This is a genomic window from Pseudoalteromonas sp. S1650, assembly GCF_005887195.1.
Taxonomy (GTDB): domain Bacteria; phylum Pseudomonadota; class Gammaproteobacteria; order Enterobacterales; family Alteromonadaceae; genus Pseudoalteromonas; species Pseudoalteromonas simplex.
The window spans coordinates 1-26,742 of sequence record NZ_PNDF01000094.1 but is presented as its reverse complement, the minus strand read 5'-3'; the positions used below and the strand labels follow the sequence as shown (position 1 = coordinate 26,742).

The window sequence follows — 26,742 nt, the reverse complement described above, 5'->3', positions numbered from 1 at the left end:
TCTTAACTGACTGGCATTAGGTATGATGCCGGCTTTTTTATGCAAAACACCTGTATAGATTCAAAATTTAACAGTTTACACAGTACTGTATAAAATACTGTATATCTTTACTGGTAAATTTTTCACCTTTTCCAATCATCAAAATAAAACCGTAAAGCACTGTTTAATAACAATTAAATTATTTTGACTAAAATTAAACTGAATCATTGGTTAAAAAATAGCAAAAAAGTACTTGCGCAAAAACACTGTATAAACTACTGTATACACATACTGTATAAACAACCAGTGAGTGAAAGTTATGTTACAGCCAATTACCTTAAGAACAGTTAAAAGCTACCAACAAGATAACGACAAAGCGTCTGTTAATTTAATTCAAATTGAAGACGAAATTTCAGCAACTTTTGAGCTGTTAAAAGTATTGCATCATTACAATAGCCAAAATGCATGGACACTATTAATTGCTCCTGATCATGTTCCTAGTAAAGCCTTACTAGATTCATGTTCGATTGATACCAGCAAACTTCTTGTGATCAGACAAAAACATTTAGTTAATCTTGAGTATGTTCTTAGTTCAGCATTACATAACGGTAATTTTGCTGCTGTGATCACATGGACAGATATTGTAAACAATCATCAACTTGATTCGATGAACTTAAACCTTGAGCAGGCATCTGCTAAATTTTATTGTTTTACAAAAAGCGCTCAATTAAACAATTTAGTACCGCAGCCACAATAGGCTTGTTAAAATAACAATTTATAGTTTTAGGTAAGTTGTTATGACATCACTCACACACTCCCTTTGTCCTTGTGGCAGCGAATCGACTTACGAGCTTTGCTGCCAGCCTTTTCATACAGGTGCAAGCCAAGCTGATACGCCAGAGCAACTTATGCGTTCTCGTTTTAGTGCTTACGCACTAAAAGATGCAAAATATGTATTTAGTACCTATGCACAAAGCCAGCAAGCCGCTAACCCTGTTCGCGAAATTAAAGATTTTGCTAATAGCTGCCGTTTTACCAAGCTAAGTGTTTTAGATACTGAACATAACGAGCAAGAAGGTTTTGTAGAATTTAAAGCTAATTACTTTTATCAAAACTTGTATTGTGAGTTACACGAGAAGTCGCGTTTTATTAAAGAAGATGGCCTATGGCGTTACCTAGACGGTGATATAACGCCAGTTGCAGATATTAAAATAGGCCGTAACGACGAGTGCCCTTGTGGGAGCGGCAAAAAATATAAAAAGTGTCACGCTCTTTAGTTACCATTAACCTGGTAAATCCAGTCTAAGGCTTGGGTAATCGTTGTTGGGAATGCGGTTGCATGGCGTGCCTGAGGAATAACAAATAAATTTGTTATAACCAGCGCGCCGCTTTGTTTATTAATTTTAGCTGTTAATTGCCTTGCGCCCGACACCATTTTTTCACCTTCGCTTTCTTCAAGTTCACCCACTGCGATGTAAACTTTTGTTGTGTTGGCAGCTGGTTTTACAGCCATAGCTAATATTGAGTTTTCTTTAAACCACACTGAAGGACTGCCGATAATATAATTTGAAAAAAGCGAAGGCTCAGTGAATAAGGTATAAGCCGCAAATAAACCGCCAAGTGAGTTACCGACTAACGTACTTTTTTGGGTTGTTCTGTAGTGAGCCTCAATATGAGGCAATACAGTATGTTTTAGGTAGTTTAGATACTGACTTGCTCCGCCTGTTTTACGCTGCCAATTTTTATCTTCAAATGGCGTATAGTCATAAATACGGCTATTGAGCCCAGATACACCTTTTTGATATCCAACTGCAACGATAATTACCTCCTCTATAGCCCCCGAATTCATCATAAAGCGACTAGCACCAGAGGCAATTGGCAAACTGTAGTTTGCATCTAACAGGTAAACAACTGGGTGGCGCTTCTGGTTCTGCTTTTGGTAGCTGCGTGGCAATTTAATCGTAATGGGGTATTCGTTTTTGGTATGTTTATCTTTAAGTAACACAGTATTAGTACGTGGCAAAGTAAACGGCTCAGCATTGCTTACAGAGCTCACACTCAAAAAACTGATCACAATAACTAACAGTAAATAAGGCATAGTTAATCCTTTAGCCACTTCTTAATTGGTAACAGCCACTCATCTTTTGGTTTATAAAATGCGCCATGGGAGAGCCCTGTATTAATGCTTATTTCTTCGAACTTGGTTACGTCACTTCTATCAATTAAAAATTGGCAAGAGCCAACCTGATCTGAGCGCTCAAAGATAGAATACACTTTGCCATAAGCCTTAACTGATGTGTGATTTTTTATAAGGCCTGCACAACCTGCCAATATAATTAAGTTAATATGTGTACGTTTAAGTTCATTAGCCGCCAGGATCGACAATGCCCCGCCCCGTGAAAAACCAACCAAACTAATGTTCGACTCAGCAACACCGGCACTGATCAATGCTTCAACATCTGCAGCGAGTTTTTTCGCAAACGTAAATGGCTCAGTACCTTTTGGCCTGTGATAGGCAATTAAATGATAGCTTTCATCTGCCAGTGCTTCTTTTACAGCCACAAAATCATAAACCCCAAAGGTTTTGTGAACAGGCTTAGGGTTTGTCCCTTCAACGATAAAACCATGTGAATAAAAAACGTAGTGACCATGCGGGTCAATCTCTGTAGGAAACTGGCTGTAAATAGTGCCAGCGCAAACAGGCAAAACCCAGCATGCACAGAGTAAAATTACGGTACGTATCACAAGCATTCCTTTAAAAATCACGTTACGCCTAATAGAAGATAATAACACCTAAAAAATAATATCTTAGCAAACAACTAAACCCTACTCTCAGTAATTTTAATTAAATATCAAATTACTAATCGCAAGCTGTATCACGATTTAAACTGCAAGTTTCAACTTGAGGTAAATTCATGGAATTTCATAGTTAAACTACAAAAAACCTTATGACAACGCTGTCAATTATTTATAAAAAGGCGTATTGTAAAAAAGCAGTTAAAATAACCACATATTTTAGACGTCTAGACGTTGAAAAAATAAATTCTAAGGCGTAGTATGTTCGTAATCTGAGTTAGACTCACATTTTCCATGAGATTTTTTAAAGATGATTGATATAAAGCACCTAAAAACCATAGCGACCCTTAAAGAAACAGGCTCTTTGGTCAATACCGCCCGTGAGTTGTTTTTAACTCAATCGGCTTTATCGCATCAAATTAAAGATCTCGAGAATAAGTTAGATTGCCAGCTGTTCGAACGTAAAACACAGCCTGTGCGTTTTACTCCGCAAGGTATGCTACTTCTGGAGCTTGCTAATGAAGTATTACCTCGTGTTGAGGCAACAAAATGTCGGTTAAAAGAAAGCCTTAACCAGCCAATCTCAAATTTACGTTTAAGCGTTGAGTGTCATGCCTGCTTTCATTGGTTGCTCCCAACCATCAAAGAATTTAATAATTTTTGGCCTGATATTAAAATTGATTACGAGCGCGGCTTTAGTTACGACGCCATTCCAGATTTAATTAATGATGAATTAGATCTAGTGCTGACTTCTGATATTCGTGAACCCGATCAACTTGAGTATGCTCACCTGTTTGATTTTAAATTAAAACTAATCGTTGCACCGGATCATGAGCTAGCAAAAAAAGCCTATGTCACCGCCCTTGATTTAAAAAACGAAACAATTATTTCGTATCCTATTCCCCGTGAGCGCCAAGACATCTTTAAACATTTTATTCAAAATGCACGCTTTGATGGCACGCTTAAAACGGTTGACCAAGGCTTATTGATATTCCAATTAGTGAGTGCGGGTATGGGGGTTGCAGCATTACCAGACTGGCTAGTCACTCCTTATGAAAGCCAAGGACTCATTAAGTCTATTCCGTTAGGTGCACTAGGCCTTACTCGCCCTATGTATTTAGCGATGAAAAAGAATATGAAAGATAACCCAGTTTATCGCCACTTTTTAAATACGTGTAAGCAAAATAACGGTCGCTAAAACAAGGCAAAATAACTAACATAGCTGCATAAATTACTAATAATAATGTTAATACATGTTTGAAATTAAAAAGATCATTGGTTCTTTATTAATGCCCCTGCCGTTGCTCGGGCTGCTTACTTTAGTGATGGTATTTTTAGCCATTGCCCATAAACGCAAAGCACTCTATTTTGGCTTTGTTAGTATTTTAACTTTAATGCTGATAAGCACGCCATTTATTGGTCAATCACTGATAGCTGCAAGTAATAACCCAGCCTGGCAATTTAAGCAAGCGAAACAGCCTAAACTCGATAACATTGTGGTACTTGGCTGCTCAATAATGCCCAACTCGCGCCTTCAAGCAAACCACCAGTTAGGCGATTGTGCGCTTGCTCGATTACTTGAAGGTGTTAAGCTTGCCCATCACTACCCAAATGCCACCCTCTATGTATCAGGAGGCGGCTTTGCTAATGCCACCAATAGCCAGCTCATGTTTGAAACAGCAAAAACGCTTGGTATCTCAGCAACTAGAATTAAACAAAACCCTCTCGCCATGGACACCGCAGAAGAAGCGAAACGACTTGCCATTTATTTAGTCGATAAAAAAACTGCCTTAGTCACCTCAGCGAGCCACATGCCGCGAGCGAAAGACTTATTTAATGCACAAGGCATTGATGTGATCCCAGCGGCAACCGACTTTCAAGATTTTAGTCAGTATCCAACGTACAAACAGTTTATACCTAACATTGCAGTACTTGTTGCAGTGACCAGAGTAGCGCATGAGAAAATTGGCAGTGCATGGGTGAGTGTGCGCCGCTGGATTGATCCAGAGGCGCTGTAGAACAATCAGACTGGATTATCGATATCGATAAACGTTACATCAAAACCATGCTGCTCAGCTAAAAGCTCGCCTAAGGCTTTAATGCCATAACGCTCAGTAGCATGGTGACCAGCTGCAAAAAAGTCGATACCTTGCTCGCGTGAACTATGAATCGTTTGCTCAGAGGCTTCACCTGTAAGATAAGCATCAATTCCTTGAGCAGCCGCTAAATCAATATACCCTTGTCCGCCACCTGTGCACCAAGCGATGGTTTCGATTTTCTCTTTTCTTACCAAACTAGTTAATGGTGCACGATTAAGTACTTGGGTTATTTTGGCGGTAAACTCTTCACCACTTAAAGGGGTTTTTAAACGCCCTTTTACCGGCACACTATTTGGACCAGATTCAAGCCCACCTGTGAACTCAATATCGAGTAACTTAGCCAGTTGCGCGTTATTACCAATTTCAGGGTGTATATCTAGCGGTAAGTGATAGCCATATAAGTTAATATCATTATTTAAAAGTGCTGCAATACGGCGCTTTTTCATGCCCGTGATTGGCTGCGATTCCCCTTTCCAGAAATAGCCGTGATGTACCAAAATAGTATCTGCATTTTCTGCAATAGCGGCATCAATCAATGCTTGGCTAGCTGTGACACCCGTCACTATCTTTTTTACTTCGCTCGCACCTTCAACTTGTAAGCCATTTGGGCAAAAGTCAGCGATAGAATCAGGTTTAAGAATGTCGTTTAATAATTGAGTAAATTGTTTGCGTTGCATATAAAAATCGTCCTTCAACCCTCTATTTTGTGCAAATTTTGGCGTTTATGAGTGAAAAATGGAAGGAAAATCGCAAAAAATTGAAAAGTAAGCTGAAAATAGGTATAAATATATATTCTTAATCTGTGTTTACAACGTATAGGGTCTCTGATGAGCAAACTAGACAAAACAGAAGTGTTAAATGCCTTCGAAGCAGCATACGAAGCAGCGAATGGTAAGAAACCTGAAATCACAACAAAACCTGGTTGGTATAGCATCGACGGTGGCAAAAATATGCGCCTTGCTGATGTTGCAGCACTGACTGAAGAGCTCACTTCTGGTAAAACAGCTGAGCCTAAAGCAGAAGAAGCACCTAAAGCACCAGCGAAAAAAACCAAAACTAAAACCGCTGCACCGGCTAAAACAGCTAAGAAAGCATCGTTCACTGTTGTTACAGCAAACGATGACGGTTACAAAGCTGAAGAGCTTTGGATTGTTAACCTAGCTGAAAAAGACCACGATTGTCGTTTACCGCGTGGTGTTGTGTAATCAAATTACACTTAGCAATTTTAAAAACCGCTACTCGTTAGCGGTTTTTTTATGGCTGTTCATTTGGCTAGTTATAACCCATTGGCTACTATGGCCAAACAACACAATAAATACGGTTCCAATCAATACAGGCATCACTAAAAAATCCCAGCTTTGCATAGATTGCATTATCAAAATTGGGTTTGCGCCTGCAGCAGGATGTACTGTGTCCGTCAACATCATTAGGCTAATTGCCAACCCTGTGGCTATAGCAATTTCAACAGGCCCTACACCGACATAATTTACAAAAACAACGCCGATTAGTGCAGTTAAAAAGTGCCCACCGATAACATTCTTCGCTTTCGCAAGCGGACTATGTGGCACACCAAATACCAACACCGCAGTTGCTCCAAATGGGGCCATCAACCACACACCATAACTTCCTAATTGCTGTAAATAGGCCAACACAAAAATTGCCATACAAGCAAATATACCCGCAACGGCCGCCTTGCTTACTTTATTCTCCATAAAACCTCCAATAGGTAGACCGACTTGTCTACCAAGCAAATAGTAGACAACTCGGTCTACTTCTGTCAAGCTGTCATTAGTCACCCAATGAGGCCTTGTTATGGATAAACGAACACATATTATTTTGACCGCCCTGTCACTTTTTTATCAAAAAGGCATTCATAGTGTGGGGATAAACGAAATTATTAGTGTGGCGGGTGTCGCCAAAAAAACCATGTACCACCATTTCACAAGTAAAGATGAATTGTTATTAGCGTGCCTTAGTGAGCGACATACCCGATTTTTAAATTGGTTAACGCATGCCACCAGCAAACTAACCACTATTGAAGAGTTTAAAGTAGCTTTGATCAGCTGCCATGAAGCTTGGTTTAATTCTGAGGTGACTGAGTTAGGTGATTTTAATGGCTGTTTATTTATTAACACCGCTGCTGAGTTTGCTGATCCTGCAAGCCCGATAAATCAAGCCTGCAAAGAGCATAAAATGGCAGTACAGCAGTTAATTAAACAGCGTCTATCAGCGTGTGAAAACATGGAAAGCTCGCAGCTCGACTCACACAGCTACTATTTAATGACGCTTGTAGAGGGCATGATCTGCCAAGCAAAACTAGTAGGAATTAAACAGTTTCCTTATTTAAAGCAATAAATAAACAATAAAAAAGCGGCACAATGGCCGCTTTCAGTTTAGATTTTTGCTATGTTAGATTTTTTCAAAATATAGCTTTTCGCGTTTTTTCTCACCCACTTCGTTCATGGTTGCAGCATCAAATAAACGACCATTGATCATAGTGTAATCGATTTTATCTGTATCACGAATGTTAGTTAGCGGGTTACCGTCAATAACAATTAAATCGGCAAGTTTACCCGGCTCAAGAGAACCGATGTTGTTATCAAGGCCAATGTATTTAGCAGGATCTAACGTTGCTGCACGAATAGCTTCAAGTGGTGTCATACCACCTTGCGCAAACATCCAAATTTCCCAATGTGCCGCTAAACCTTCACGTTGACCGTGAGCACCAAGGTTTACTAATACACCTAAGTCTTGCAGCTCTTTGGCAACACGGGCATTGTTGAAGTGGTTATAGTGATGATCGGGCGCCTTAACACGACGCATTGAGCGAGGCAAAAGCTGATTCTTTGGTACAAATTTACTTAAGCGTGGGTGATTCCACACATCTGTCTTGTCGTACCAATAATTTTCACCCCAAATACCACCGTAAGCTACACCCAGTGTCGGCGTGTAACCCACATCGCTTTGTGACCAAAGCTGGCGAATATCATCGTAAATATTGGCAACAGGAATTGAGTGTTCAATACCCGTATGACCATCAACTACCATAGTTAAGTTGTGCTGCAGTAATGAACCGCCTTCTGGCACAACCATCATTTCAAGTTCACGACCTGCTTCAATAACTTGCTGGCGCTGTTCACGACGAGGTTGGTTATAGGATTTAACACTAAACGCACCTACTTTCTTTAAACGCTCAAGATGGAATTTAGCATCTTCTAACGAGTCAATATGCGATGTATAACCTGGCATATTCGCACCATATAAGATGGTACCTGTAGAGAAAATACGAGGGCCGACAATCATGCCTGCTTTTTGCATTTCGCTTGCAGCAAAAATCTCAGTGGTGTCGTTTGATGGATCGTGAATCGTTGTCACGCCTAACGCTAAACCCGCTAAGTTCTTCCAGTTTTGCTGTGGAATGATCTCATCGCTGCCTTGCGAGCCGTGCGCATGTGCATCAACAATACCCGGCATAATTGTCTTGCCAGTTACATCAATTACTTCTGCACCTTTAGGAATAGCAACACTGTCTTTACTACCAACTGCTTTAATATGCTTACCATCAGTAACAATAACGCCGTTTTCAATAACCTGCTCACCGTTCATGGTGATAATACGCGCACCAGTTAACGCAAAGATTGATTTAGGCTCCGCCATGGTTTTTGTAAAACCGATGTTGTCACCGCTTTTAACTTTAAAGTCAGTCTCTGCATTTTGGTTAATATCAAATAAACCCGCTAGGCTTGCATGATATAACTCTGGGCCTAAGCTCCAATAAAGTTTATCGCTTGTGCCACTCCAACTGATGTTTTCACCCGCGCGAACAGAAAGCTGCTCAATTGGGAATTGGCTATCTTTCGGGCCAATATTAATGGTTTTGCCACGCTCAACAAATGGCGTAACAAATACTTTAAAACGCTCTGCAAACGCTAAGTATTGGCCATCTGGTGATACTCTAAACTCTGTAGCATGTTCTGATTCGTAAAGTTTACGAACTTGCTTTGATTCAAGCTCAACAACACTTAATGTTGGTTTCGGCCAAGGGCTCATCACATAAATACGGTCATTCGCTGCACCAAATTGCGGCTGATAGCCTGATTTAGTGATTAGCGTCGCTTTACCGCCTTTAGCACTTACTGAGTAAATACCTGGCTCTAATGACCATGTTGGGTTAAGGATACTGCCGCCAGACGCTTTACGGTAAACAACCGTTTTGCCATCAGGGCTGAAAGTTGGCTCTACATATTTACCCGGCTCTTTAGTAATGGTATCGCCACGGCCACTGCGCGCAGATACAACACGAACTGAGCCCTGTTCGTTATCATCCCATGTTGTATAAACAATCTTCTTACCATCACGAGAGAACTGCGGGAATAATTCAAAGTGGTCGTCTTGCTTAGTCAGGCGCTTCACTTTGCCAGACTCTAAATCACGTTTATAAATATGACCTAGCGCTTCAAATATAGCCGTTTCACCATCAGGTGAAATTTGTACATTGCGCAGCATTTTCACATCAAAATTATCGCTATCAATGTTTTGTGTAAAACGCACGGCTTTTTGAATTTGCTTATTGGTCTCCACTTTAAACGGAATAGTCGAGACAGACTTATCATCTACATCTAGCTTATGAATTGACCCGCGCGCCCAAAAGACCAGTTGTTCGTTATCTGGTGTCCAAGCAATTGTTGGGTATACGCCATGAATTGCCCATGTCTCTTGCATATCACGCTCAAGCTCGCCATACAGCTTAGTATGCTCACCGGTGTGAAGATCATATAAGTACAAGCTTGTTTGGAAATCATCGCGCTTAATATACGCAAGCTTTTTACCATCTGGTGAAGGTGTCGGTCGAATAGCCCCACCCATGCCATCAATAATTGTTTCAATCTCGCCAGTTTCACGGTCATAGCGTTTAATTTTATAAATACCCGCTACAGAATCTTTAGAGTAATGGAATGTTTTACCCGGCGTTGCATCATGCGAGAAATAAACATAACGACCATCCGGTGAGAACATTGGTTCGCCTAAGTCTTTTTGGTCGTTCTCACGTGCGGTTAGCTGCACACCTTTACCACCCGCTTTGTGGTAAAGCCATACTTCACCAGCCCCTAAAGAGCGGCTTGCAGTAAAGTGCTTACGCGCAACTAAGTAGTCACCATCTGGGCTCCAAGCTGGGCTGTTTAACAAACGAAATGTTTCGTTCGTTACGGCTTTTTGATTTTCACCATTTAAATCCATAACCCAAATATTGTCGCCACCTCCTTGGTCTGAAGTAAACGCAATGTGCTTACCATCAGGGCTAAAGCGTGGTTGCATTTGCCATGCAATATCACTGGTTAATTGCGTTGCTGTGCCACCTGACATTGGCATGGTATAAATATCACCGAGTAGGTCAAACACCACTGTTTTACCATCAGGGCTAATATCTACGTTCATCCACGTGCCCTGCTCAACACTAATTTTAGCGTCTAGGAATTGGCCTTTAGGTGCGTCCACCTGCCATTTGTCGTCATTTGATTGCTCAGCTGCCGCCACTTGCCCAGTTAGAGCAAGTGAAATAGATACAGCGAGCGCTGTATGAAGCATTTTCTTCATTGAAATCTCACTTTTTATTGTTTTGCTTATATGCACACTTTTAAGATTGCACCAAATAGCATAGCAAGATTCCAGTGATTCGTGTTAAACAGACGTAAATAGTCGACTAATGCCACGCAATCGGATCAAACTGATAAAAGCCAACCAGTAAATGATAAATTTCTGGGTCAAACTGCCTGAGCTCAGCGGGTTTTTCTAAAAAGGTTTCGGTGATAACAGCAAAAAACTCTGCCTCATTAGTCGCGCCATAGCTATGAATAACATGAGGCATGCCATAAGCTAAATGAGTTTTCAGTTGATTAAAGGCGCGGCTAAATACTTTTGCCCACTTTTGGTAATCCTCGTTACTCGAAAGCAGTGGTGTACCCGTGGTTTTGCCGGTTTCTTGGTCGAGCTGATGGGCAAATTCATGAAACACTAAATTATGGCCATCGCTTGGTAAACGGTTCCCCTCAAGGACATCATGCCAACTCAATACCAGCGTTCCGCCTGGCCATGATTCACCTTGACGCACCGTATTGTGATAACTAACAAGTCCGGCATTATCGCGGGAAGTTTGCGGGGCATAATACGCGCTTGGATATAACAGGATCTCTTTTACATTACGATACAGTGGCCATGGTTTATTAAGCACTAAAACACAGGCATCAGCTGCCACAATCAGCTTCATTGCATCATTAAGCTTAAGGCCATCACAACCGATAAAGCGTTTTTCATTTAAAAACCAAACGATATGACGCTCCAGCTTTTCACGATCGGCATCCGTCATCTTTCGGTAGATGGGCATATATTTTAACAGCAGATCTTTTTGCTGAACATTGAGGGAGTTATTTAGGTATTTTTTCTGCCAAAAGTGATTACGGATATCGTCCCAGCGCCAGTAACACACAACAAAAATTATTAAAAAAAGTATCAAAACCAGGTTAAGCATTACTATCGCCTAAAAAACAATCTTGATACTTTAATGTGTGCAAACAAAAAAAGATCAATTGTTTACACACATTTTTATTTTTAAAGCTGATTAATCGAGCGTAATACAGCCTTGATTATAAATAAAAATTTGGTTCCGGCCGTTATTCTTCGCATTGTATAAAGCGTTGTCGGCGTGTGATAGCAAGCGGTCGTAGTCTGCAACTTGCGCGTTATCTGCCACACCAAAACTTACCGTTACAGAAAGGCTATCTGCTAATTCTGAGAAATCGTAACCCGCTATCTCTAAACGGATAATTTCACATAATCTTGCGGCCTCTTCAGCGTTTTTGTATGGAAACAACAGGGTAAATTCTTCACCGCCCCAACGCGCCGCATAACCTTCATCAGGGAAGTTCATGCGCAGTAAACGAGCAATTTCACAAATCACTTTATCACCAATTAAGTGCGAGAAATTGTCATTAATGAGTTTGAAGTGATCAATATCCATAATCGCAATACTAAGCGTTTTATTATCACGTTGGAACTGACTAAAGTTTTCAGACAGCCATATATCAAAGGCACGTCTATTCGGTAATTGCGTTAATTGGTCATGATTCGCTAAATGAGCAAAGGCATCGGCTTGCGTTTGCAAATCATGCATTTGCTGTTCAACTTTTTCAGTTAACTCAATTTCAATGCGCTTGTAATGATATAAGCGGTATTTATAAATGGCATAAGCAGCAAAAAGCACTGCAACTAAGATAAATAATTTAAAGCTGGTTTTCTGCCAAAAATAAGGGGCTATTTTAAACCGCAGTACTTGTTCATTATCTTGCCAATCACTATTTGGATACCCAGCGCGCACTTTAAAGGTATAGTTACCCGGTGGTAAATTAGTGTATTCGGTAATGGCCAAGCGCCCCCTGTCTACCCATTGTTGATTGTAACCACTTAATTGCGTTTGGTAGTTTAAACGCCCGGGCATAATAAAACTAAGCCCAGCGTAATTAAACGAAACACGAGAAACACCCGCAGGCAAGCTCAACACCTCATTTCCAACGGGTAAAGTCATGGGTTTGCCATCGACTTCGAAGCTTTCAATAACCGTCGATAGTCGGCGTTTACTGGCTTCTTTTAAGCGTTCTGGTGTCGCAATAGCAACGCCTTTTGCAGTAGCAACCCATACTTGTCCATCTGAATGAAGCACAGCAGCAGGGTTTGAACCACCATTAGCTTGCGCGCTAAGCATGCCATCGCCTTCATCATAAAGCTGCATCGAAACACTCATTGGCTGAACTTTTTCAGGGTTATCTAGCAGTGCTACTAGCTGAGCTTTATTGACTTGAATAACACCGCGGTTACTGGTCAGCCACAGTGAGTCACCTTGTTCAATGACTTGGAACAGCTTATCGACAGGTAAACCTTGATCTCGACCAAATAAGCTCATTTTATCTGTACTGAGATTGTAACGAACGAGACCTCTATCGGTTGCAAGCCACATTTTATCGCCATCTAAGTAAAAGCCGAATGCATACTCAGTGCTGAACTGCGTTGGAAACTCAAGTGTTTTAAACTGCTCTGTAACTGGGTCAAAAATAGACACACCGACGCCCGTGCCAACCCATAATCTACCATGGTCATCCTCATTAAGTGCCATTATAAAATCACCGGCTAGGCCATCCTCCGTGGTAAACGAATGAATTTGCCCTGCAGGGTCTATCTTGGTTAAGCCTGCAGCGGTACCAACCCATAGATTATCAAAAGCATCAAACAACACAGCGCGAACTTCGTTACTGATCAGGCCATTACTGCGGTTTTTTACTGGGTAAATTTGCCCATTAACCACTTTCATTAAACCGGCAGTATAAGTGCCTAGCCAGACTCCGCCCTGCTTATCTTCAGTTAAACTTAAAACGGATAGTGGGTCTTTTTCATAGGCTTGGGTAAGGGTTGTGAGCTTGCCATTTTCAATACGATTTAAGCCATTACTACTGCCCACCCATAAGCTGCCATCAGAATGCGATAACACGGTACGCACATAATCAGATGCAAGCCCACGACTTTGGCTCCAATTCGTAAATGGTGCTTCGCGCAGGCGGAATAACCCGGCATTCGTGCCAACCCAAATACTTTTTTCCCGATCGAGCAATAAGGATAAAATACGGTTGTTGGGTAAGCCATCATCTGCCGCTAAGTTTTCAAGGCCTAAACTGCTAAGTCTAAATACCCCTTTATTGATGGTGCCAAGCCACAAATCGCCTTGTGCATCTTCGAGTAAACTAGCAATTGATTCGTTGTTAAGGACGGGATTAATAGCAACAAACTTATTATTTTTCTTTTGCCATGCCCCTTTTTCAGTGCCGACAATTAAAGTGCCTGACTCCGTTAGTAACAAGGTAAACACAGAAGCATTTGGAAGCCCTGAGTCTTCATTGATCTTACTAACTTGCTTATTCTCTATTTGATAAAGACCATCACTGGTCGCAGCCCAAATCACGCCTGTTTTGTCTTGTAAAAGGCGGTAGGCACTTAACTTATCAAGCAGTTTTTGCTCAGTGGCAGTTTCAGAAGCGCGGTATACAATACCTTGCCCTTCAAGTGCCAACCAAAGCTCACCTTGTTCAGTAACAAGTGCATGATTAACCATGGCTGATGAGCTTGGTAATGCGCGCCACCCTCCTTGTGAGCGAAGCGCAATGCCACCACGGGCGCCCACGATATATAAATCGCCATTTTCCATTGCAATAAGGCTACGTAGGCCAGAATCAGGTAAGCCAGGTATTTCTGTTCGAGTAAAGAGTTTAAACTCGCGACCATTAAAACGGGCAAGCCCTTCCCAAGTTGCTATCCAAATGTAACCATCTTTGGTTTGCGCTACACCATTGATACTATTGTGAGGAAGGCCGGCGCGAGTACTCCAAGTCTCTGTAAAATAGTCACTTAAAGAGAGGCGTGCAGATTCTGCAACCGCGCTGAAACATAAAAAAAGAAAAATACAACTAACTACCCGCACCATTAAACTAAAACCCTGATATTTATTATCGTTCTATTCAGTGATGTAGTTATGCGAAGTAAAGTCATCCCTAACTTCAGATAATACTACATTAGTTGCAATTTTTACTTACTTCGATAACATTTAGCAAGAATCAATTACAGAAATTCGTAATTTTTTCTTGCAGTATTTTCACAAATCTTGCTACATGCAGGCCATCCATCAAAGCATGATGCACATCGATTGAAAGCGGCATCTTGCCAGTTTGTACGTCATATTGGCCAAACACAAACTTGGGTATACCTAGACCATGCCCTTCACTCACCGCATGCGAGAAGCCGGTAAAATTAAGCCATGGGAGCACTGAGATATGAATAAGATCAGGCTGCCCTTCTGTTGCAGCAAATGCATCAGAGAAAAATGGTTTTGCTTTACTTGTTTTACCCACAGCAATCGCGTGCTTTGAAAAATCTTCCATCGACGCTTGTTTTTCAAAATAACTAAAACGAAAAGTTTCATCTTCTGCAAGCTCTACCACACTGCCTCTTACAGATGACAGTTGTACGGGCAACAAATCAATAATACGTTGACGCATTGGTGCATAGTCATGACATGCTTCAAGTGTTAGGTAAACATAGCTGTGAAAGAACGAATACGGTTCTGCTTTGCACTTGTTATATAGAGCCGCCATATCGAGTGAAACACATACATTAAAATATGGCAGAGAAAATTCTTTGAAAAAAGCGAAATGCTGCTTACGAGGCCAAGTATCAAGATTGATTGGGGTTATTTCACAAGGCTGAGTTTTCATTAGGCGTCCTCGAGATTTAAAAACCGAGTGTACCGAGATAGTGAGCCTTCGTCATTTTGTTGCGATAAATAACAGAGACAAAAAAGGTGCGACTTGCGCACCTTTTTACCTGTAAATTTATCGATTTACTAAATTATAAGCCGTTTTCGATGATTTCTAATGCGAGTTCATCGGCAATTAAATGCGTCGACTTTTGCTCTTTTTCAGAGCGAGCAAAGATTTCTGTTAGCGTATCAAAAATGCCTTCAACGTGCTTCGTTGATGCTTCTGCACTATAACCTGCTGGTGCAGTTTCGTAATAAACGTTGATGATACCACCTGCGTTTATGACGTAATCTGGTGCGTATAAAATACCTTTTTCGCGGATGATCTCACCGTGACGAGACTCTGCTAATTGGTTATTCGCACAACCTGCAATAATTGTTGCTTTTAAACGCGGGATAGTCGTGTCATTCACCGTTGCGCCAAGTGCACATGGTGCATACACATCAACATCTAAGTCGTAGATTTCATCAATACCCACAGCCGTTGCATTGAAGTCATTTACAACACGCTCAACAGCTTGTTCATTGATATCTGTTACAAATAATGTTGCGCCCGCTTCATGTAGGTGTTTACAAAGGCCATATGCTACTGCACCTAAACCTTGCACGGCTACTTTGATACCAGCAAGATCTTGATGACCTCGTTGATGTTGTAACGCCGCTTTAATACCTAAGAATGTACCATATGCTGTGAACGGTGAAGGGTTACCACTTTTACCTTCAAGGCCTAATACATAGTTAGTTTCTTTATTCATGATAGCCACATCATCACAAGTGATGTTTACATCTTCAGCTGAATAGTAGCTACCACTTAAACGCTCTAACTGACGACCAAATGCACGGAAAAGTTGCTCTGATTTAATTTCTTTAGCATTACCGATGATCACTGACTTACCGCCACCAAATGGTAAACGTGCCACAGCATTTTTGTAGGTCATACCTTTTGATAAGCGAAGTGCATCAGTAACAGCATCTTCATCAGTTGTGTAGTCCCACATTCTGCAACCACCAACCGCTGGACCTAACTTGGTATTGTGAACCGCGATAATAGCTTTTAGGCCTGATTCTTTATCTGAACAAAACACCACTTGCTCGTGGTTATCAAAGTCGACTTTATTAAATACAGCCACAGTTAAATACTCCGAAATTTTCTTACCCTAAAGGGTGTGAGCGCTGAAAGTGCCGAGACTTTATCACTTCGTATGCTCCCTTACCACTAAATGAGATGATAAAACTAAGCAAAGTTCTCAGGCCGAAATAACAACTCAAAAACTAACACTTTATGGAAAAAATATACCAGTCAACGTACGCATTAAGCATTGTTAATTCAAAACAAAATATTATCATCGCCAACTTTATTACGTGAACGTAAAGGTAAAGTATAGCGTAAAGAAAAAATGACAAAAAAATTATGCCGATAAAGCCAAGTAAAATCAGCTTTTAAAGAGATGATAGAGAAATAGCTGAGACTGGTCAGAGCTGAAAAAAAACGGCGCAGGTGCGCCGTTTTATGAAAAGAGTTTCAAGATGGTTATTTTAATTTGCCATCAAGTTCTTCGATTTTTGCTTTCCAAATAGCAGGGCCTTGCGTATGCGCATTGGCACCTTCACTATCAACAGCAACGGTTACTGGCATATCTTCTACTTCAAACTCGTAGATTGCTTCCATGCCTAAATCTTCGAACGCAACAACACGTGCTTTCTTGATTGCTTTAGATACAAGGTAAGCTGCACCACCTACTGCCATTAAGTAGATAGATTTATTGTTTTTGATTGATTCTACTGTAGCAGGACCACGCTCTGCTTTACCAATCATACCGATGATGCCCGTTTTTTCTAACATCATATCAGTGAATTTATCCATACGAGTCGCAGTTGTAGGGCCAGCAGGACCTACCGCTTCATCACCCACTGCATCTACAGGGCCAACGTAGTAGATAAACTTGTTATCAAAATCAACGCCTTCAGGTAAACCTTCACCTGATTGGATCATATCTTGTAAACGTTTATGCGCGGCATCACGACCCGTTAAGATAGTACCAGACAGAAGAACCGTTTCACCCATCTTCCATTCTTGCGTGTCTTCTTTAGTCAGTGTGTTTAAATCAACACGACGTGTACCTTCACCTACTTCAAATGTAACTTCTGGCCAATCTTCTAGTTTAGGCGCTTTAAGATCAGCTGGGCCTGAACCATCTAACGTGAAGTGTACGTGACGAGTTGCTGCACAGTTCGGGATCATTACCACTGGTTTTGATGCTGCGTGAGTTGGTGCCGTTTTAACTTTCACATCAACTACGGTTGTTAAACCACCAAGACCTTGAGCACCAATACCTAACTTATTAGCACGTTCGAAGATATCGATACGCATTTTTTCTTCAGTTGTTTCAGCGCCGCGCTCAATCAGCTCGTGAATATCAACCGGATCCATTAATGATTCTTTAGCAAGTACCGCAGCTTTTTCTGCAGTACCGCCAATACCTATACCTAGCATGCCAGGTGGACACCAGCCCGCCCCCATGGTTGGTAATGTTTTCTCAACCCATGCAGCCACATCATCAGATGGGTTAAGCATAACCATTTTCGTTTTATTTTCTGAACCGCCGCCCTTCGCTGCCACCATTACTTCTACTTCAGCGCCTGGCACTAAGTCAATATGAACAACTGATGGTGTGTTGTCTTTAGTGTTTTTACGCGTACCAGCTGGGTCTGCAACAATTGATGCACGTAATGGGTTATCTGGGTTTAAGTATGCGCGACGTGTACCTTCATCAACCATTTGCTGTACAGTCATGTCTGTTTTATCCCACTTAACATCCATACCTACTTTTACGAAACAAGTAATGATACCTGTATCTTGGCACAGTGGACGTTTACCTTCAGCAGACATACGAGAGTTAATTAAAATTTGCGCAATGGCATCTTTTGCCGCTTTGCTTTGCTCTTTGTTGTAAGCTTTTTCTAAGGCTTGTACGAAATCGAGAGGGTGATAAAAAGAAATGTATTGCAATGCATCTTCAATGCTATCAATGAAGTCTTGCTGACGAATTGTACTCATTACGGGTTCCTTAAGTTTTTATCGCGTAGCGCTGTACGTGATCCTGAGTAAACCGGTGACGAAGATTTACTCTACGGGTTAGTCATGGCATCACTATAAAGGAAATCATAACGCTGCCAATCAAATTTAACTTATGATACCCTCCTCGCCCGTTTCGGGCTAGTTATTCAGGGCAATGTAGATGATAAACGATGAAAATTTGTGCATAAAATTAGATTTAAGTGGTGATTGCATCGCGCTATTTAGTCATTTCGCTCATTTGCCCCATGCCGTGTTGCTCGACTCAGCCAATAGCGAACATGTGAATAGCCGCTTCGATATCATCGCTATTGCCCCATTAAAGCAATTAGAAGTGCGTGAAAATACCTGCTTTGTCGACGGCAAAGCACAATCAAGTGATTGTTTTAGCTTGATGAAAGAAGGCCTTCAGGAATTTAATCACACAGCAAACGCTAATAACCTGCCTTTTACAGGTGGTTGGCTTGGCTATTTTGGTTATGATTTAGGTCGCGTGATTGAAAGCATGCCAACTACTGCCGAAAACGACATTAACATGCCGCAAATGGCTATTGGCCTTTATCCAGATGCCCTTATTTATGATAAGCAACAGCAAAGCTGGTTTTACGTCTGTCAGCCAAATCATAATCGCTTAACGCTATACCAGCAGCACCTAAACGAAACACCAGCAAGTGCAGAGTTCGCGCTACAAAGCGACTGGCAATCAAACATGAGTAAAGCCAGCTACAGCGAAAAGTTCGAGAAAATTCAAGCTTATTTAAAAAGTGGTGACTGCTATCAGATCAACCTTGCACAGCGTTTTAAAGCTGAGTTTTCTGGTTCAACATGGCAAGCCTATAAACAACTTCGAGAAGCGAATAAAGCACCGTTTTCAAGCTATATAAATCACCCTGATGGCGCTATTTTATCTATTTCACCAGAGCGTTTTATTTCGATTAATCAGGGCCAAATAGAAACCAAGCCAATTAAAGGAACGCTCCCTCGTTTGGCTGACTCTGAACAAGACCAAGCGCAAGCAACTCGTTTACAGCAATCAGAAAAAGACCGCGCAGAAAATGTCATGATTGTTGATCTGCTGCGCAACGATTTAGGCAAAGTGGCTCGTCCAGGTAGTGTCACCGTACCCTCGTTATTTGCCATTGAAAGCTTTCCGGCTGTACATCATTTAGTAAGTACTGTACGCGCAGAGTTAGCAGATGGTAAAGATGCCGTTGACCAAATTCATGCCGCTTTCCCGGGTGGTTCAATTACCGGAGCGCCGAAGATTCGCGCTATGGAAATTATAGAAGAGCTCGAGCCGCATCGTCGTAGTGTGTACTGCGGCTCAATTGGCTACTTGAGTGCCTGTGGCAAGATGGATACCAGTATCACAATCCGTACTTTAGTGTGTCACAAAGGTGCAATCTATTGCTGGGCTGGCGGTGGCATTGTGGCTGATTCAAAGGTCGACTTGGAGTACCAAGAAACTTACGATAAAGTAAATAAAATACTGCCTTTATTAAAGTAAAAGTTGAAGTAACCACCTTGAATAGCCAGCAAATAATTGCCCGTTTTAGTTTAAGTCAAACCACAGAGCGCCCAGCTAGCATTCGCTTTAATGCCGAAAAGCGTGCCAGTGCCGTAATGTTACCTCTGCTTGATGTTAACGACGAAGCGCATTTGTTATTGTGCAAGCGACCTAGTTATTTACTTCATCACCCGGGGGAGATTTGCTTACCGGGTGGAAAGTATGAAGAACAAGATGACACGTTAATGCACACCGCTCTTCGAGAGCTCAATGAAGAGCTTAATATTGGCAAACATCAAGTGACTGTCCACGGTAAATTACATCAGTACGCGACCCTAACCGGTTTCACTATTGAGCCTTTTGTGTGTGTTCTTAGCGAAGGCACAACATGGCAGGCAGATCCCAACGAAGTTGCTGCCAGTTTTTTACTACCCTTATCTTACTTAAGTAATCAACAAAATTGGCAACCCCTCCCCTTTGAGCGAAATGGTAAAACCATTACTTTACAAGGCTTGATGACCCCCCATGGTCTGCTTTGGGGAGCAACAGCAAGCATTATTAATAACTTTATCAAGCAGCTCGCCCTACCAGTTTAATTATCCTGCTTTTAGGGTTACACAGACACGTTTAAACGTTATCATGTGGCACCGTTCAAAGGCAGGTAGTATGCCGTTAATAGAAAAATGAGTAGCAAATTATGATCAGTGCATTCGATATGTTTAGTATTGGTATTGGCCCATCGTCATCTCACACAGTTGGCCCGATGCGCGCTTCGCGTTTATTTGTAAACGAACTAGAAGAAAAAAACTTACTTGCAAACGTCACCGATATTAAAGTTGAGCTATTTGGCTCACTCGGTCAAACAGGTATTGGCCATGGCTCTGGTAAAGCTGTGATCTTAGGCCTTGCCGGTTATGATCCAGAAACCATTGATGCTGATTTAGTCGACGATATCCTCGCAAAAATCGAAAAAGAGCAGGTTATTTATTTAAACCAAAGCCATAAAGCCAATTTCCCTAAGCAAGGTGCGATTGTATTTCATCGTCGTAAAACTCTACCAAAACACTCAAATGCAATGGAAATCATTGCTAGCCAAAATGGCGAAAAGTTATTCAGCAAAGTGTATTACTCTATCGGTGGCGGCTTTATCGTCAGTGATGAAGAGTTCGAGAACGAAAAACAAAAAGCACTCGAAATTCGCGAAGAAAACCCAGCGCCTTATCCGTTTAACACAGCTAAAGAGTTATTAGAGCTATGCCGTGAATCAGGGTTTAGTGTATCAACACTTATGATGCATAACGAAAAAACCCTGCGCAGCGAAAAAGACATCAAGGATGAGCTGTTTAATATTTGGCAAGTAATGAAAGCCTGTATTGAGCGTGGTATGCGTACAGAAGGGATTTTACCAGGCGGATTAAAAGTAAAGCGCCGTGCCCCTAGTTTACACCTTAAATTAAATATTGAAGTAAACAACGACCCATTACGTGCGATGGACTGGGTTGATTTATTTGCCCTTGCAGTAAACGAAGAGAACGCTGCCGGCGGCCGTGTTGTTACCGCACCAACCAATGGTGCTGCAGGTATTTTGCCAGCAGTATTAATGTATTATCACACTTTCATTAAAGAAGTAGACCGTGATATTGCTACTCGTTACTTATTAACGGCGGCAGCAATTGGTATCTTATATAAAAAGAATGCGTCAATTTCGGGGGCTGAAGTTGGTTGCCAAGGTGAAGTGGGCGTTGCTTGCTCAATGGCAGCGGGTGCACTAACTGAAATCATGGGTGGTAATGTTGTACAGGTTGAAAACGCCGCTGAAATCGGCATGGAGCACAACCTAGGTCTAACTTGTGACCCTGTTGGCGGTCTTGTACAAGTACCGTGTATTGAACGTAATGCAATGGGCTCAATTAAAGCAATCAATGCATCACGCCTTGCTATGCGTGGTTCTGGCGAGCAAAAAGTAACCCTTGATAAGGTCATTAAAACCATGCTCGATACAGGTAATGATATGAAAACGAAATACAAAGAAACCGCTCGCGGTGGCTTAGCAGTTAATATCATCGAGTGTTAATTTAAGCATAATAAAAAGCCGCTTTAAAGCGGCTTTCTTATCTCTATTTTACTGGTAACTCAATGTTTTCGAAGAGTTTATCAACATCTTCTTGGTTACGTAATAAACTTGCTCGTTCAACCAGCTCTTTCGTTAAGTGCGGGGCAAAACGCTCAATAAAATCATACATGTAGCTACGCAAGAAGCTGCCTTTTCGAAAACCAATTTTAGTGGTGCTCGCTTCAAATAAGTGACTTGCATCAATACAGACTAAATCAGTATCTGTTATTTGATCAATCGCCATAGACGCCACAACACCCACACCTAGCCCTAAACGAACATAAGTTTTAATTACATCAGCGTCCGTTGCAGTAAAAACAATATGCGGCTCAAGGCCATGAGCATTGAAGGCTTTATCTAATTCAGAACGACCAGTAAAACCAAACACATAAGTTATCAGTGGGTATTTAGCCACATCGGCAACCGTTAAGTTATCAGCCTTTTGCGCAAGCGGGTGTGTTTTTGCCACAACAATACTGCGATTCCAGTGATAGCACGGCAACATAACTAAATCAGAGTATAAATGTAGTGCCTCAGTCGCAATGGCAAAGTCAGCATCACCGCGTGCTGCCGCATCAGAAATTTGCTGTGGCGTTCCTTGATGCATATGCAGAGAAACTGCCGGGTACTTTTTCATAAAGCCTTGAATAACATTCGGTAATGCGTAACGAGCCTGAGTATGAGTAGTCGCAATGTTAAGTTTACCTTGATCAGGCAAAGTATGCTCATTAGCAACCGCTTTAATACCTTCAACTTTCGACAATATCTCTCGCGAAATATTAATTATTTCGTTACCGGCACTGGTTACATGGGTAAGGTGTTTGCCACTACGGCCAAAGATCTGTACGCCCAGTTCGTCTTCAAGCATACGAACTTGTTTCGAGATCCCCGGTTGCGAGGTAAATAAACTTTCGGCTGTCGCTGAGACATTCAGTTTATGATTTTGGACTTCGACTATATATCTGAGTTGTTGTAGTTTCATGGCTGCATTGTAAACGTTGTTATTGTTTATTTATAAAGGCTGCAAAGCGCAATGCCAAGCGATATTTCATCGCGCTATACATTTATATCGATTGTTTCTAAGGCTAACACATTAAATTAATGCTCGGTAGCCGTGTTTACTCGCAAAATATTCAATAAAGATGTTAGTTTAGCGCTATACTCATTATAAAGTAGTAAACTTAATAAGTTTATTCGAGATAACTACCGCAAAACTGTTCAGATCTAATCTTTTTAAGGTAATATAAAAAAATTAGATAGTTAAAACTGAGATTTAGTAATGATTGTTTCTATCATCATCATGCTCATTGTTGCATTAATTGTGATCGCATTATGGGTCAGTGCTGTGCAACAACACAAAGAAAAACAAGAAGCAGAGCGCCGCAAAGAGTTAACTAAGCAAAAGAAAATCATTGAAGAAGCAGAAGACGTGCTGCTTAACAGTGCCAATATTCCCATGTCTGAGAATATTCTACGTATTATTCAGCGCCGTATATATGATGCTCTTGCAAGTATGGTACAACTCTCTCCAAGTTCTAAGGAACTCAAAAGTCGCTTAAATGAAGCTAAACAGCGTTTAGGGGGTCCAATTGAGGCGAATAATAGCGACTCATTAGTGTTACCAGACAACGATAAGCAGCTTATTTCTTTAATTCAAGGAATAAAAAAACTTAGGGCAGTGCTACGCTCTGAACATAGTAAAGGTAAAATCGAGAGTCAAATATTTGTTGCCGAAGATAAACGCCTTGAAAAATTGCAGTTAAGAATCAATGTAGAAAGCCAAATTAAGCGCGGGATTTCAGCTCGCTCAGCAAATATGGTGGGCTCTGCCAGACAGTATTTTGAAAAAGCACTAGCAACACTGACCTCAGTTAGCTATAGCGATGAATATGTAAACTCGAAAAGACAAGAAGTTGAAGGCTATTTAGAAACGATTAGCTCTGAGTTGAAAGCATCAAATGCAACGTCACTAAAGAAGAAAGCAGAACAAGAGCAGGACGATTTAGACGTGTTATTCGCACCAAAGAAAAAGTGGTAAACCACTTTTTCTTTGCTTTGTGCAAGTTAAGATAAAAACGCAAACTTAACAATAAACAGCGCTGTTAATACCCACACACTAATACTGATTTCATCTTTTTTACCACATACCAACTTCACTGCAGTATACGAGATAAAACCAAGGGCGATACCGTGCGCAATCGAGAAAGTTAACGGCGTCATTAATAATACAACGCTCACTGGAATGGCATCTGTCATATCATCCCAATTTACTAGCTTTAAATTCTGCATCATTAACACAGCAACATATAAAATTGCACCTGCCGTTGCATAAGCTGGGATCATGCCAGCAAGTGGCGCAAAGAACATCATTAACAAGAAACAAATACCTACAACCACAGCAGTTAGACCTGTACGGCCGCCCACAGATACGCCTGCTACTGATTCAATGTAAGACGTTGTTGTTGACGTACCAAGCATTGAGCCTGCAATGGTAGCTGTGCTGTCAGCGCTTAATGCGCGACCTAAACGAGGCATTTTACCTTGTTCATCAGCAATACCTGCTTTTTGCGTTACAGCAACTAAAGTGCCTGAAGTATCAAACAAATCAACAAATAAGAACGCAAAAACCACTGTTAGCATTGAGATTTCGAACGCTGCAGCAAAATCCAATTGCATAAAGGTTGGTGCAATTGAAGGCGGCATTGAAATAATCCCTTGATACTCCACAAGGTCTAAACCAAGCGCAATTGCGGTTACTAATAAAATACTGATAAGTACGCCGCTTTTCATATCGCGGTATAACAGTGCTGCAATAACAAAGAAGCTAAAAATCGCAAGTAGTGGGCCTGGGGCTGTGATATCGCCTAACTGCACTAAGGTTGCAGGGCTTGCTACGATAATACCGGCGTTTTTCAATGCAATAAGCGCTAAGAAAGCACCGATACCTGTGGCAATGGCACGCTTTAGTACCAGAGGAATAGCGTCTATGATCCACTCTCTCACCTTAAATAGGCTTAAGAATAAAAAGATACAACCAGACATAAAAACTGCACCTAATGCAGCTTGCCAAGTGTAGCCCATGCCCAAAACAACACCATAAGTGAAGAAGGCGTTCAAGCCCATACCCGGAGCCAGTGCTAATGGGTAGTTTGCCCATAAACCCATGATAAAACAGCCAATTGCAGCAGCAATACAGGTTGCTACGAATGCCGCACCTTGGTCCATTCCCGCTTCTGCTAGCATGGCAGGGTTAACAAATACAATGTAAACCATGGTAATGAATGTAGTGATGCCAGCAATAGTCTCGCGGCGCACAGAGGTGTTGTTTTCAGTGATTTTGAAAAGTCTTTCGAACATGTTGAACTTTAAGTTGAGATTAATTGGCTAATTTTATCATATTTTATCTCAATAAGAGGACATTTTACCTTGCAATGTTCTAAACTAATAAGGTCTTTTATTTCAAGAAAATAACTAAACTATGTCTGATAATTCGCCAGTAGGCTTAGATTTAGAGCAACAGCTTGATAATGTACTTGCCTTTATTACCCAACCCGATAAAGGGTCGGCGCAAAATAAAAGTACTCAATCTGTTGAAAACGTACTAAACAAAGCTTTGTATTATTTAAAAAATGAACAGCCTCCCCTTGCTGCCAAATGGATGCGCTTAGCAGCTATGGCAGGTAACCATAGGGCGCAATTTTATATGGGGCTGTTTTTCATCAAAGGGCAAGGTGTACCGCACAGTGTTTTTCATGGCGCGGTGTGGTTAAGTCTGGCAAGTAGCCAAGGTTATGAACCTGCAACGGCTGCACTTGATGATCTTAGAAAACACATCAGTACGCGTAGATTACATGATGCGCAAAGCTATGCAGCTACCCTATATGAACAAATCCACCAGCAGCAATTTGCACATTTAATTCCTCGTGATCCTGACGCCAGCTAACACGCGTCAGGTTCTACAACTCATTAATGCACTCTTGTCAGTTTACTCTCAAATGTTATGAGACCTGCACCAACTACAAGCAATAAGATACCTATAAACTCAAGCCACACATGGCCTTTATGGGGCTTGATAATAGGTGTTTTTGAAGTAAGGCTATATAAGCGCCTGCCTTGCTCGCCAGATTCTACAAACGAAATACCTTTATAGTCCGCTGAAATAATAAATTTAAAATCATGCCTGCTAATCATTTCTCGACGTTTAGCATCTATTTTCTCGCGGCTTTGTTCTACAAGTAGCGTTCGCCAATCATGAAAAATGCCATCTGGTTCATTATCTTTCACTACACCATATGATTTGTACTCATAGAACTTTGTATTGAATAGCTTTTCTTGATGCCCTAAATAAAACATGGCACAACCTAGCGCACTTAACAGTATCGCAATATAGATTAATGAGCGCTGTTTAATGAATTGCTTATTACTTTGTTGCTTATACCAAGCTTCAATGTCAGGCACATTAATCAATCTCGCTTTATCTACAGAATGTTTTAATGGCTCCATAAAGTCGCAAATTGTTAGATTGAGCGCCGTTAATATTGAACGAAATGTGTCGTTTGAAGGCACTGATTTATCGTTCTCAAGTTTTGAAAGGTAGCTTTGCTCTATTCCAACTTGCTCAGCAAATTCTGGTTGGCTTAGTTTTAGCTCACTGCGATAGTGTTTTAGTTGTGTTCCGAATGTACTCATAACGCATTTCCTTTTTGTTGTGGAGCCGCCATTCTTTGCTATTCATGCAGATATAAGAAGCTGAATAAATAGGAATAATGAAGAATATTAGCAAGATAGGAAGAAATTAACGAGATACGAGATACGAGA

24 protein-coding genes are annotated in these 26,742 nt (G+C 41.2%); 11 read left to right on the top strand and 13 right to left on the bottom strand.

What is annotated here, in order from left to right:
* Positions 1 to 298 precede the first annotated feature (298 nt).
* Together CWB80_RS20625 and CWB80_RS20620 are read left to right on the top strand one after the other, a co-directional pair.
* Positions 299 to 736: a SulA-like leucine-rich domain-containing protein gene (locus tag CWB80_RS20625; RefSeq protein ID WP_054551944.1), complete on the top strand. Its 438-nt coding sequence runs from the start codon at positions 299 to 301 to the stop codon at positions 734 to 736.
* 40 nt (positions 737 to 776) lie between these two features.
* Positions 777 to 1,256, top strand: a complete 480-nt coding sequence (locus tag CWB80_RS20620) for a YchJ family protein (protein WP_054551601.1) — start codon at positions 777 to 779, stop codon at positions 1,254 to 1,256.
* Here the strand turns inward: CWB80_RS20620 and CWB80_RS20615 are convergent.
* Positions 1,253 to 2,077, bottom strand: a complete 825-nt coding sequence (locus CWB80_RS20615; RefSeq protein WP_138602585.1) for an alpha/beta hydrolase — start codon at positions 2,075 to 2,077, stop codon at positions 1,253 to 1,255. The genes CWB80_RS20620 and CWB80_RS20615 overlap by 4 nt on opposite strands.
* A 2-nt stretch (positions 2,078 to 2,079) precedes the next feature.
* Positions 2,080 to 2,724 carry an alpha/beta fold hydrolase gene (locus tag CWB80_RS20610; protein WP_235523669.1) on the bottom strand — a complete coding sequence of 215 codons (645 nt, stop codon included), beginning with the start codon at positions 2,722 to 2,724 and terminating at the stop codon, positions 2,080 to 2,082.
* A 361-nt stretch (positions 2,725 to 3,085) separates the two neighbouring features.
* On the opposite strand from CWB80_RS20610, the gene CWB80_RS20605 reads away from it, so the two are divergent.
* Both CWB80_RS20605 and CWB80_RS20600 read left to right on the top strand, forming a co-directional pair.
* On the top strand, positions 3,086 to 3,973 hold the full coding sequence (locus CWB80_RS20605) for a LysR substrate-binding domain-containing protein (RefSeq protein WP_054551603.1): 888 nt from the start codon (positions 3,086 to 3,088) through the stop codon (positions 3,971 to 3,973).
* A 55-nt stretch (positions 3,974 to 4,028) separates the two neighbouring features.
* Positions 4,029 to 4,793, top strand: coding sequence for a YdcF family protein (locus CWB80_RS20600; RefSeq protein WP_138602583.1), 765 nt, complete (start codon positions 4,029 to 4,031; stop codon positions 4,791 to 4,793).
* A gap of 5 nt (positions 4,794 to 4,798) precedes the next feature.
* Here the strand turns inward: CWB80_RS20600 and CWB80_RS20595 are convergent, their stop codons facing one another.
* Positions 4,799 to 5,551, bottom strand: coding sequence for a Nif3-like dinuclear metal center hexameric protein (locus CWB80_RS20595; protein WP_138602581.1), 753 nt, complete (start codon positions 5,549 to 5,551; stop codon positions 4,799 to 4,801).
* A 150-nt stretch (positions 5,552 to 5,701) separates the two neighbouring features.
* On the opposite strand from CWB80_RS20595, the gene CWB80_RS20590 reads away from it, so the two are divergent.
* Positions 5,702 to 6,079 (top strand): hypothetical protein, encoded by a 378-nt coding sequence (locus CWB80_RS20590; RefSeq protein WP_054561783.1) that lies wholly within the window; start codon positions 5,702 to 5,704, stop codon positions 6,077 to 6,079.
* A gap of 30 nt (positions 6,080 to 6,109) precedes the next feature.
* Here CWB80_RS20590 and CWB80_RS20585 read toward each other — a convergent pair whose 3' ends face one another.
* Positions 6,110 to 6,586 carry an HPP family protein gene (locus tag CWB80_RS20585; RefSeq protein WP_054551607.1) on the bottom strand — a complete coding sequence of 159 codons (477 nt, stop codon included), beginning with the start codon at positions 6,584 to 6,586 and terminating at the stop codon, positions 6,110 to 6,112.
* A 100-nt stretch (positions 6,587 to 6,686) separates the two neighbouring features.
* Here CWB80_RS20585 and CWB80_RS20580 point away from each other — a divergent pair, with 100 nt between their 5' ends.
* Positions 6,687 to 7,229, top strand: coding sequence for a TetR/AcrR family transcriptional regulator (locus CWB80_RS20580; RefSeq protein ID WP_138602579.1), 543 nt, complete (start codon positions 6,687 to 6,689; stop codon positions 7,227 to 7,229).
* 54 nt (positions 7,230 to 7,283) lie between these two features.
* Here the strand turns inward: CWB80_RS20580 and CWB80_RS20575 are convergent, their stop codons facing one another.
* The 6 genes from CWB80_RS20575 to CWB80_RS20550 all read right to left on the bottom strand — a co-directional run bounded on the left by CWB80_RS20575 (position 7,284) and on the right by CWB80_RS20550 (position 18,286).
* Entirely contained in the window at positions 7,284 to 10,469 is a 3,186-nt protein-coding gene (locus CWB80_RS20575; protein WP_138602577.1) for an amidohydrolase family protein, read from the bottom strand.
* Between the two features lie 106 nt (positions 10,470 to 10,575).
* Positions 10,576 to 11,400 (bottom strand): M90 family metallopeptidase, encoded by an 825-nt coding sequence (locus tag CWB80_RS20570; protein WP_138602575.1) that lies wholly within the window; start codon positions 11,398 to 11,400, stop codon positions 10,576 to 10,578.
* A 90-nt stretch (positions 11,401 to 11,490) separates the two neighbouring features.
* Complete coding sequence (locus CWB80_RS20565) at positions 11,491 to 14,397, bottom strand: ligand-binding sensor domain-containing diguanylate cyclase (RefSeq protein WP_138602573.1); 2,907 nt, start codon at positions 14,395 to 14,397, stop codon at positions 11,491 to 11,493.
* 130 nt (positions 14,398 to 14,527) lie between these two features.
* Positions 14,528 to 15,184 (bottom strand): CatA-like O-acetyltransferase, encoded by a 657-nt coding sequence (locus CWB80_RS20560; RefSeq protein WP_054551612.1) that lies wholly within the window; start codon positions 15,182 to 15,184, stop codon positions 14,528 to 14,530.
* A 133-nt stretch (positions 15,185 to 15,317) separates the two neighbouring features.
* Positions 15,318 to 16,358: a Leu/Phe/Val dehydrogenase gene (locus tag CWB80_RS20555; protein ID WP_054551613.1), complete on the bottom strand. Its 1,041-nt coding sequence runs from the start codon at positions 16,356 to 16,358 to the stop codon at positions 15,318 to 15,320.
* 401 nt (positions 16,359 to 16,759) lie between these two features.
* Positions 16,760 to 18,286 (bottom strand): fumarate hydratase, encoded by a 1,527-nt coding sequence (locus CWB80_RS20550; protein ID WP_054551614.1) that lies wholly within the window; start codon positions 18,284 to 18,286, stop codon positions 16,760 to 16,762.
* Between the two features lie 181 nt (positions 18,287 to 18,467).
* Between CWB80_RS20550 and pabB the strand changes: the two genes are divergently transcribed.
* The 3 genes from pabB to CWB80_RS20535 all read left to right on the top strand — a co-directional run bounded on the left by pabB (position 18,468) and on the right by CWB80_RS20535 (position 21,885).
* Complete coding sequence (gene pabB / locus CWB80_RS20545) at positions 18,468 to 19,811, top strand: aminodeoxychorismate synthase component I (protein ID WP_138602571.1); 1,344 nt, start codon at positions 18,468 to 18,470, stop codon at positions 19,809 to 19,811.
* A gap of 17 nt (positions 19,812 to 19,828) precedes the next feature.
* Positions 19,829 to 20,407 carry an NUDIX hydrolase gene (locus CWB80_RS20540; protein WP_138602569.1) on the top strand — a complete coding sequence of 193 codons (579 nt, stop codon included), beginning with the start codon at positions 19,829 to 19,831 and terminating at the stop codon, positions 20,405 to 20,407.
* A gap of 101 nt (positions 20,408 to 20,508) precedes the next feature.
* Positions 20,509 to 21,885, top strand: coding sequence for an L-serine ammonia-lyase (locus CWB80_RS20535; protein WP_054551617.1), 1,377 nt, complete (start codon positions 20,509 to 20,511; stop codon positions 21,883 to 21,885).
* 43 nt (positions 21,886 to 21,928) lie between these two features.
* Here the strand turns inward: CWB80_RS20535 and cysB are convergent, their stop codons facing one another.
* Positions 21,929 to 22,906, bottom strand: coding sequence for an HTH-type transcriptional regulator CysB (cysB, locus tag CWB80_RS20530; protein ID WP_054551618.1), 978 nt, complete (start codon positions 22,904 to 22,906; stop codon positions 21,929 to 21,931).
* 297 nt (positions 22,907 to 23,203) lie between these two features.
* On the opposite strand from cysB, the gene CWB80_RS20525 reads away from it, so the two are divergent.
* Entirely contained in the window at positions 23,204 to 23,962 is a 759-nt protein-coding gene (locus tag CWB80_RS20525) for a hypothetical protein (RefSeq protein WP_138602567.1), read from the top strand.
* A gap of 26 nt (positions 23,963 to 23,988) precedes the next feature.
* On the opposite strand, the gene CWB80_RS20520 is transcribed toward CWB80_RS20525, so the two are convergent.
* A complete protein-coding gene (locus tag CWB80_RS20520) occupies positions 23,989 to 25,281 on the bottom strand; it encodes an NCS2 family permease (protein WP_054551620.1) in 1,293 nt (430 codons plus the stop codon).
* Between the two features lie 121 nt (positions 25,282 to 25,402).
* On the opposite strand from CWB80_RS20520, the gene CWB80_RS20515 reads away from it, so the two are divergent.
* Positions 25,403 to 25,867, top strand: coding sequence for an SEL1-like repeat protein (locus CWB80_RS20515; RefSeq protein ID WP_138602565.1), 465 nt, complete (start codon positions 25,403 to 25,405; stop codon positions 25,865 to 25,867).
* A gap of 23 nt (positions 25,868 to 25,890) precedes the next feature.
* Here CWB80_RS20515 and CWB80_RS20510 read toward each other — a convergent pair whose 3' ends face one another.
* Positions 25,891 to 26,613: a helix-turn-helix domain-containing protein gene (locus tag CWB80_RS20510; protein ID WP_138602563.1), complete on the bottom strand. Its 723-nt coding sequence runs from the start codon at positions 26,611 to 26,613 to the stop codon at positions 25,891 to 25,893.
* Between the last annotated feature and the right edge of the window lie 129 nt (positions 26,614 to 26,742).

Excerpts from the sequence above, each read along its gene's own strand:
- CWB80_RS20625 (WP_054551944.1), top strand. The coding sequence starts at position 299 with ATGTTACAGCCAATTACCTTAAGAACAGTTAAAAGCTACCAACAAGAT.
- CWB80_RS20620 (WP_054551601.1), top strand. The coding sequence starts at position 777 with ATGACATCACTCACACACTCCCTTTGTCCTTGTGGCAGCGAATCGACT.
- CWB80_RS20615 (WP_138602585.1), bottom strand. The coding sequence starts at position 2,077 with ATGCCTTATTTACTGTTAGTTATTGTGATCAGTTTTTTGAGTGTGAGC.
- CWB80_RS20605 (WP_054551603.1), top strand. The coding sequence starts at position 3,086 with ATGATTGATATAAAGCACCTAAAAACCATAGCGACCCTTAAAGAAACA.
- CWB80_RS20600 (WP_138602583.1), top strand. The coding sequence starts at position 4,029 with ATGTTTGAAATTAAAAAGATCATTGGTTCTTTATTAATGCCCCTGCCG.
- CWB80_RS20595 (WP_138602581.1), bottom strand. The coding sequence starts at position 5,551 with ATGCAACGCAAACAATTTACTCAATTATTAAACGACATTCTTAAACCT.
- CWB80_RS20590 (WP_054561783.1), top strand. The coding sequence starts at position 5,702 with ATGAGCAAACTAGACAAAACAGAAGTGTTAAATGCCTTCGAAGCAGCA.
- CWB80_RS20585 (WP_054551607.1), bottom strand. The coding sequence starts at position 6,586 with ATGGAGAATAAAGTAAGCAAGGCGGCCGTTGCGGGTATATTTGCTTGT.
- CWB80_RS20580 (WP_138602579.1), top strand. The coding sequence starts at position 6,687 with ATGGATAAACGAACACATATTATTTTGACCGCCCTGTCACTTTTTTAT.
- CWB80_RS20575 (WP_138602577.1), bottom strand. The coding sequence starts at position 10,469 with ATGAAGAAAATGCTTCATACAGCGCTCGCTGTATCTATTTCACTTGCT.
- CWB80_RS20570 (WP_138602575.1), bottom strand. The coding sequence starts at position 11,400 with ATGCTTAACCTGGTTTTGATACTTTTTTTAATAATTTTTGTTGTGTGT.
- CWB80_RS20565 (WP_138602573.1), bottom strand. The coding sequence starts at position 14,397 with ATGGTGCGGGTAGTTAGTTGTATTTTTCTTTTTTTATGTTTCAGCGCG.
- CWB80_RS20560 (WP_054551612.1), bottom strand. The coding sequence starts at position 15,184 with ATGAAAACTCAGCCTTGTGAAATAACCCCAATCAATCTTGATACTTGG.
- CWB80_RS20550 (WP_054551614.1), bottom strand. The coding sequence starts at position 18,286 with ATGAGTACAATTCGTCAGCAAGACTTCATTGATAGCATTGAAGATGCA.
- pabB (WP_138602571.1), top strand. The coding sequence starts at position 18,468 with ATGATAAACGATGAAAATTTGTGCATAAAATTAGATTTAAGTGGTGAT.
- CWB80_RS20535 (WP_054551617.1), top strand. The coding sequence starts at position 20,509 with ATGATCAGTGCATTCGATATGTTTAGTATTGGTATTGGCCCATCGTCA.
- cysB (WP_054551618.1), bottom strand. The coding sequence starts at position 22,906 with ATGAAACTACAACAACTCAGATATATAGTCGAAGTCCAAAATCATAAA.
- CWB80_RS20525 (WP_138602567.1), top strand. The coding sequence starts at position 23,204 with ATGATTGTTTCTATCATCATCATGCTCATTGTTGCATTAATTGTGATC.
- CWB80_RS20520 (WP_054551620.1), bottom strand. The coding sequence starts at position 25,281 with ATGTTCGAAAGACTTTTCAAAATCACTGAAAACAACACCTCTGTGCGC.
- CWB80_RS20515 (WP_138602565.1), top strand. The coding sequence starts at position 25,403 with ATGTCTGATAATTCGCCAGTAGGCTTAGATTTAGAGCAACAGCTTGAT.
- CWB80_RS20510 (WP_138602563.1), bottom strand. The coding sequence starts at position 26,613 with ATGAGTACATTCGGAACACAACTAAAACACTATCGCAGTGAGCTAAAA.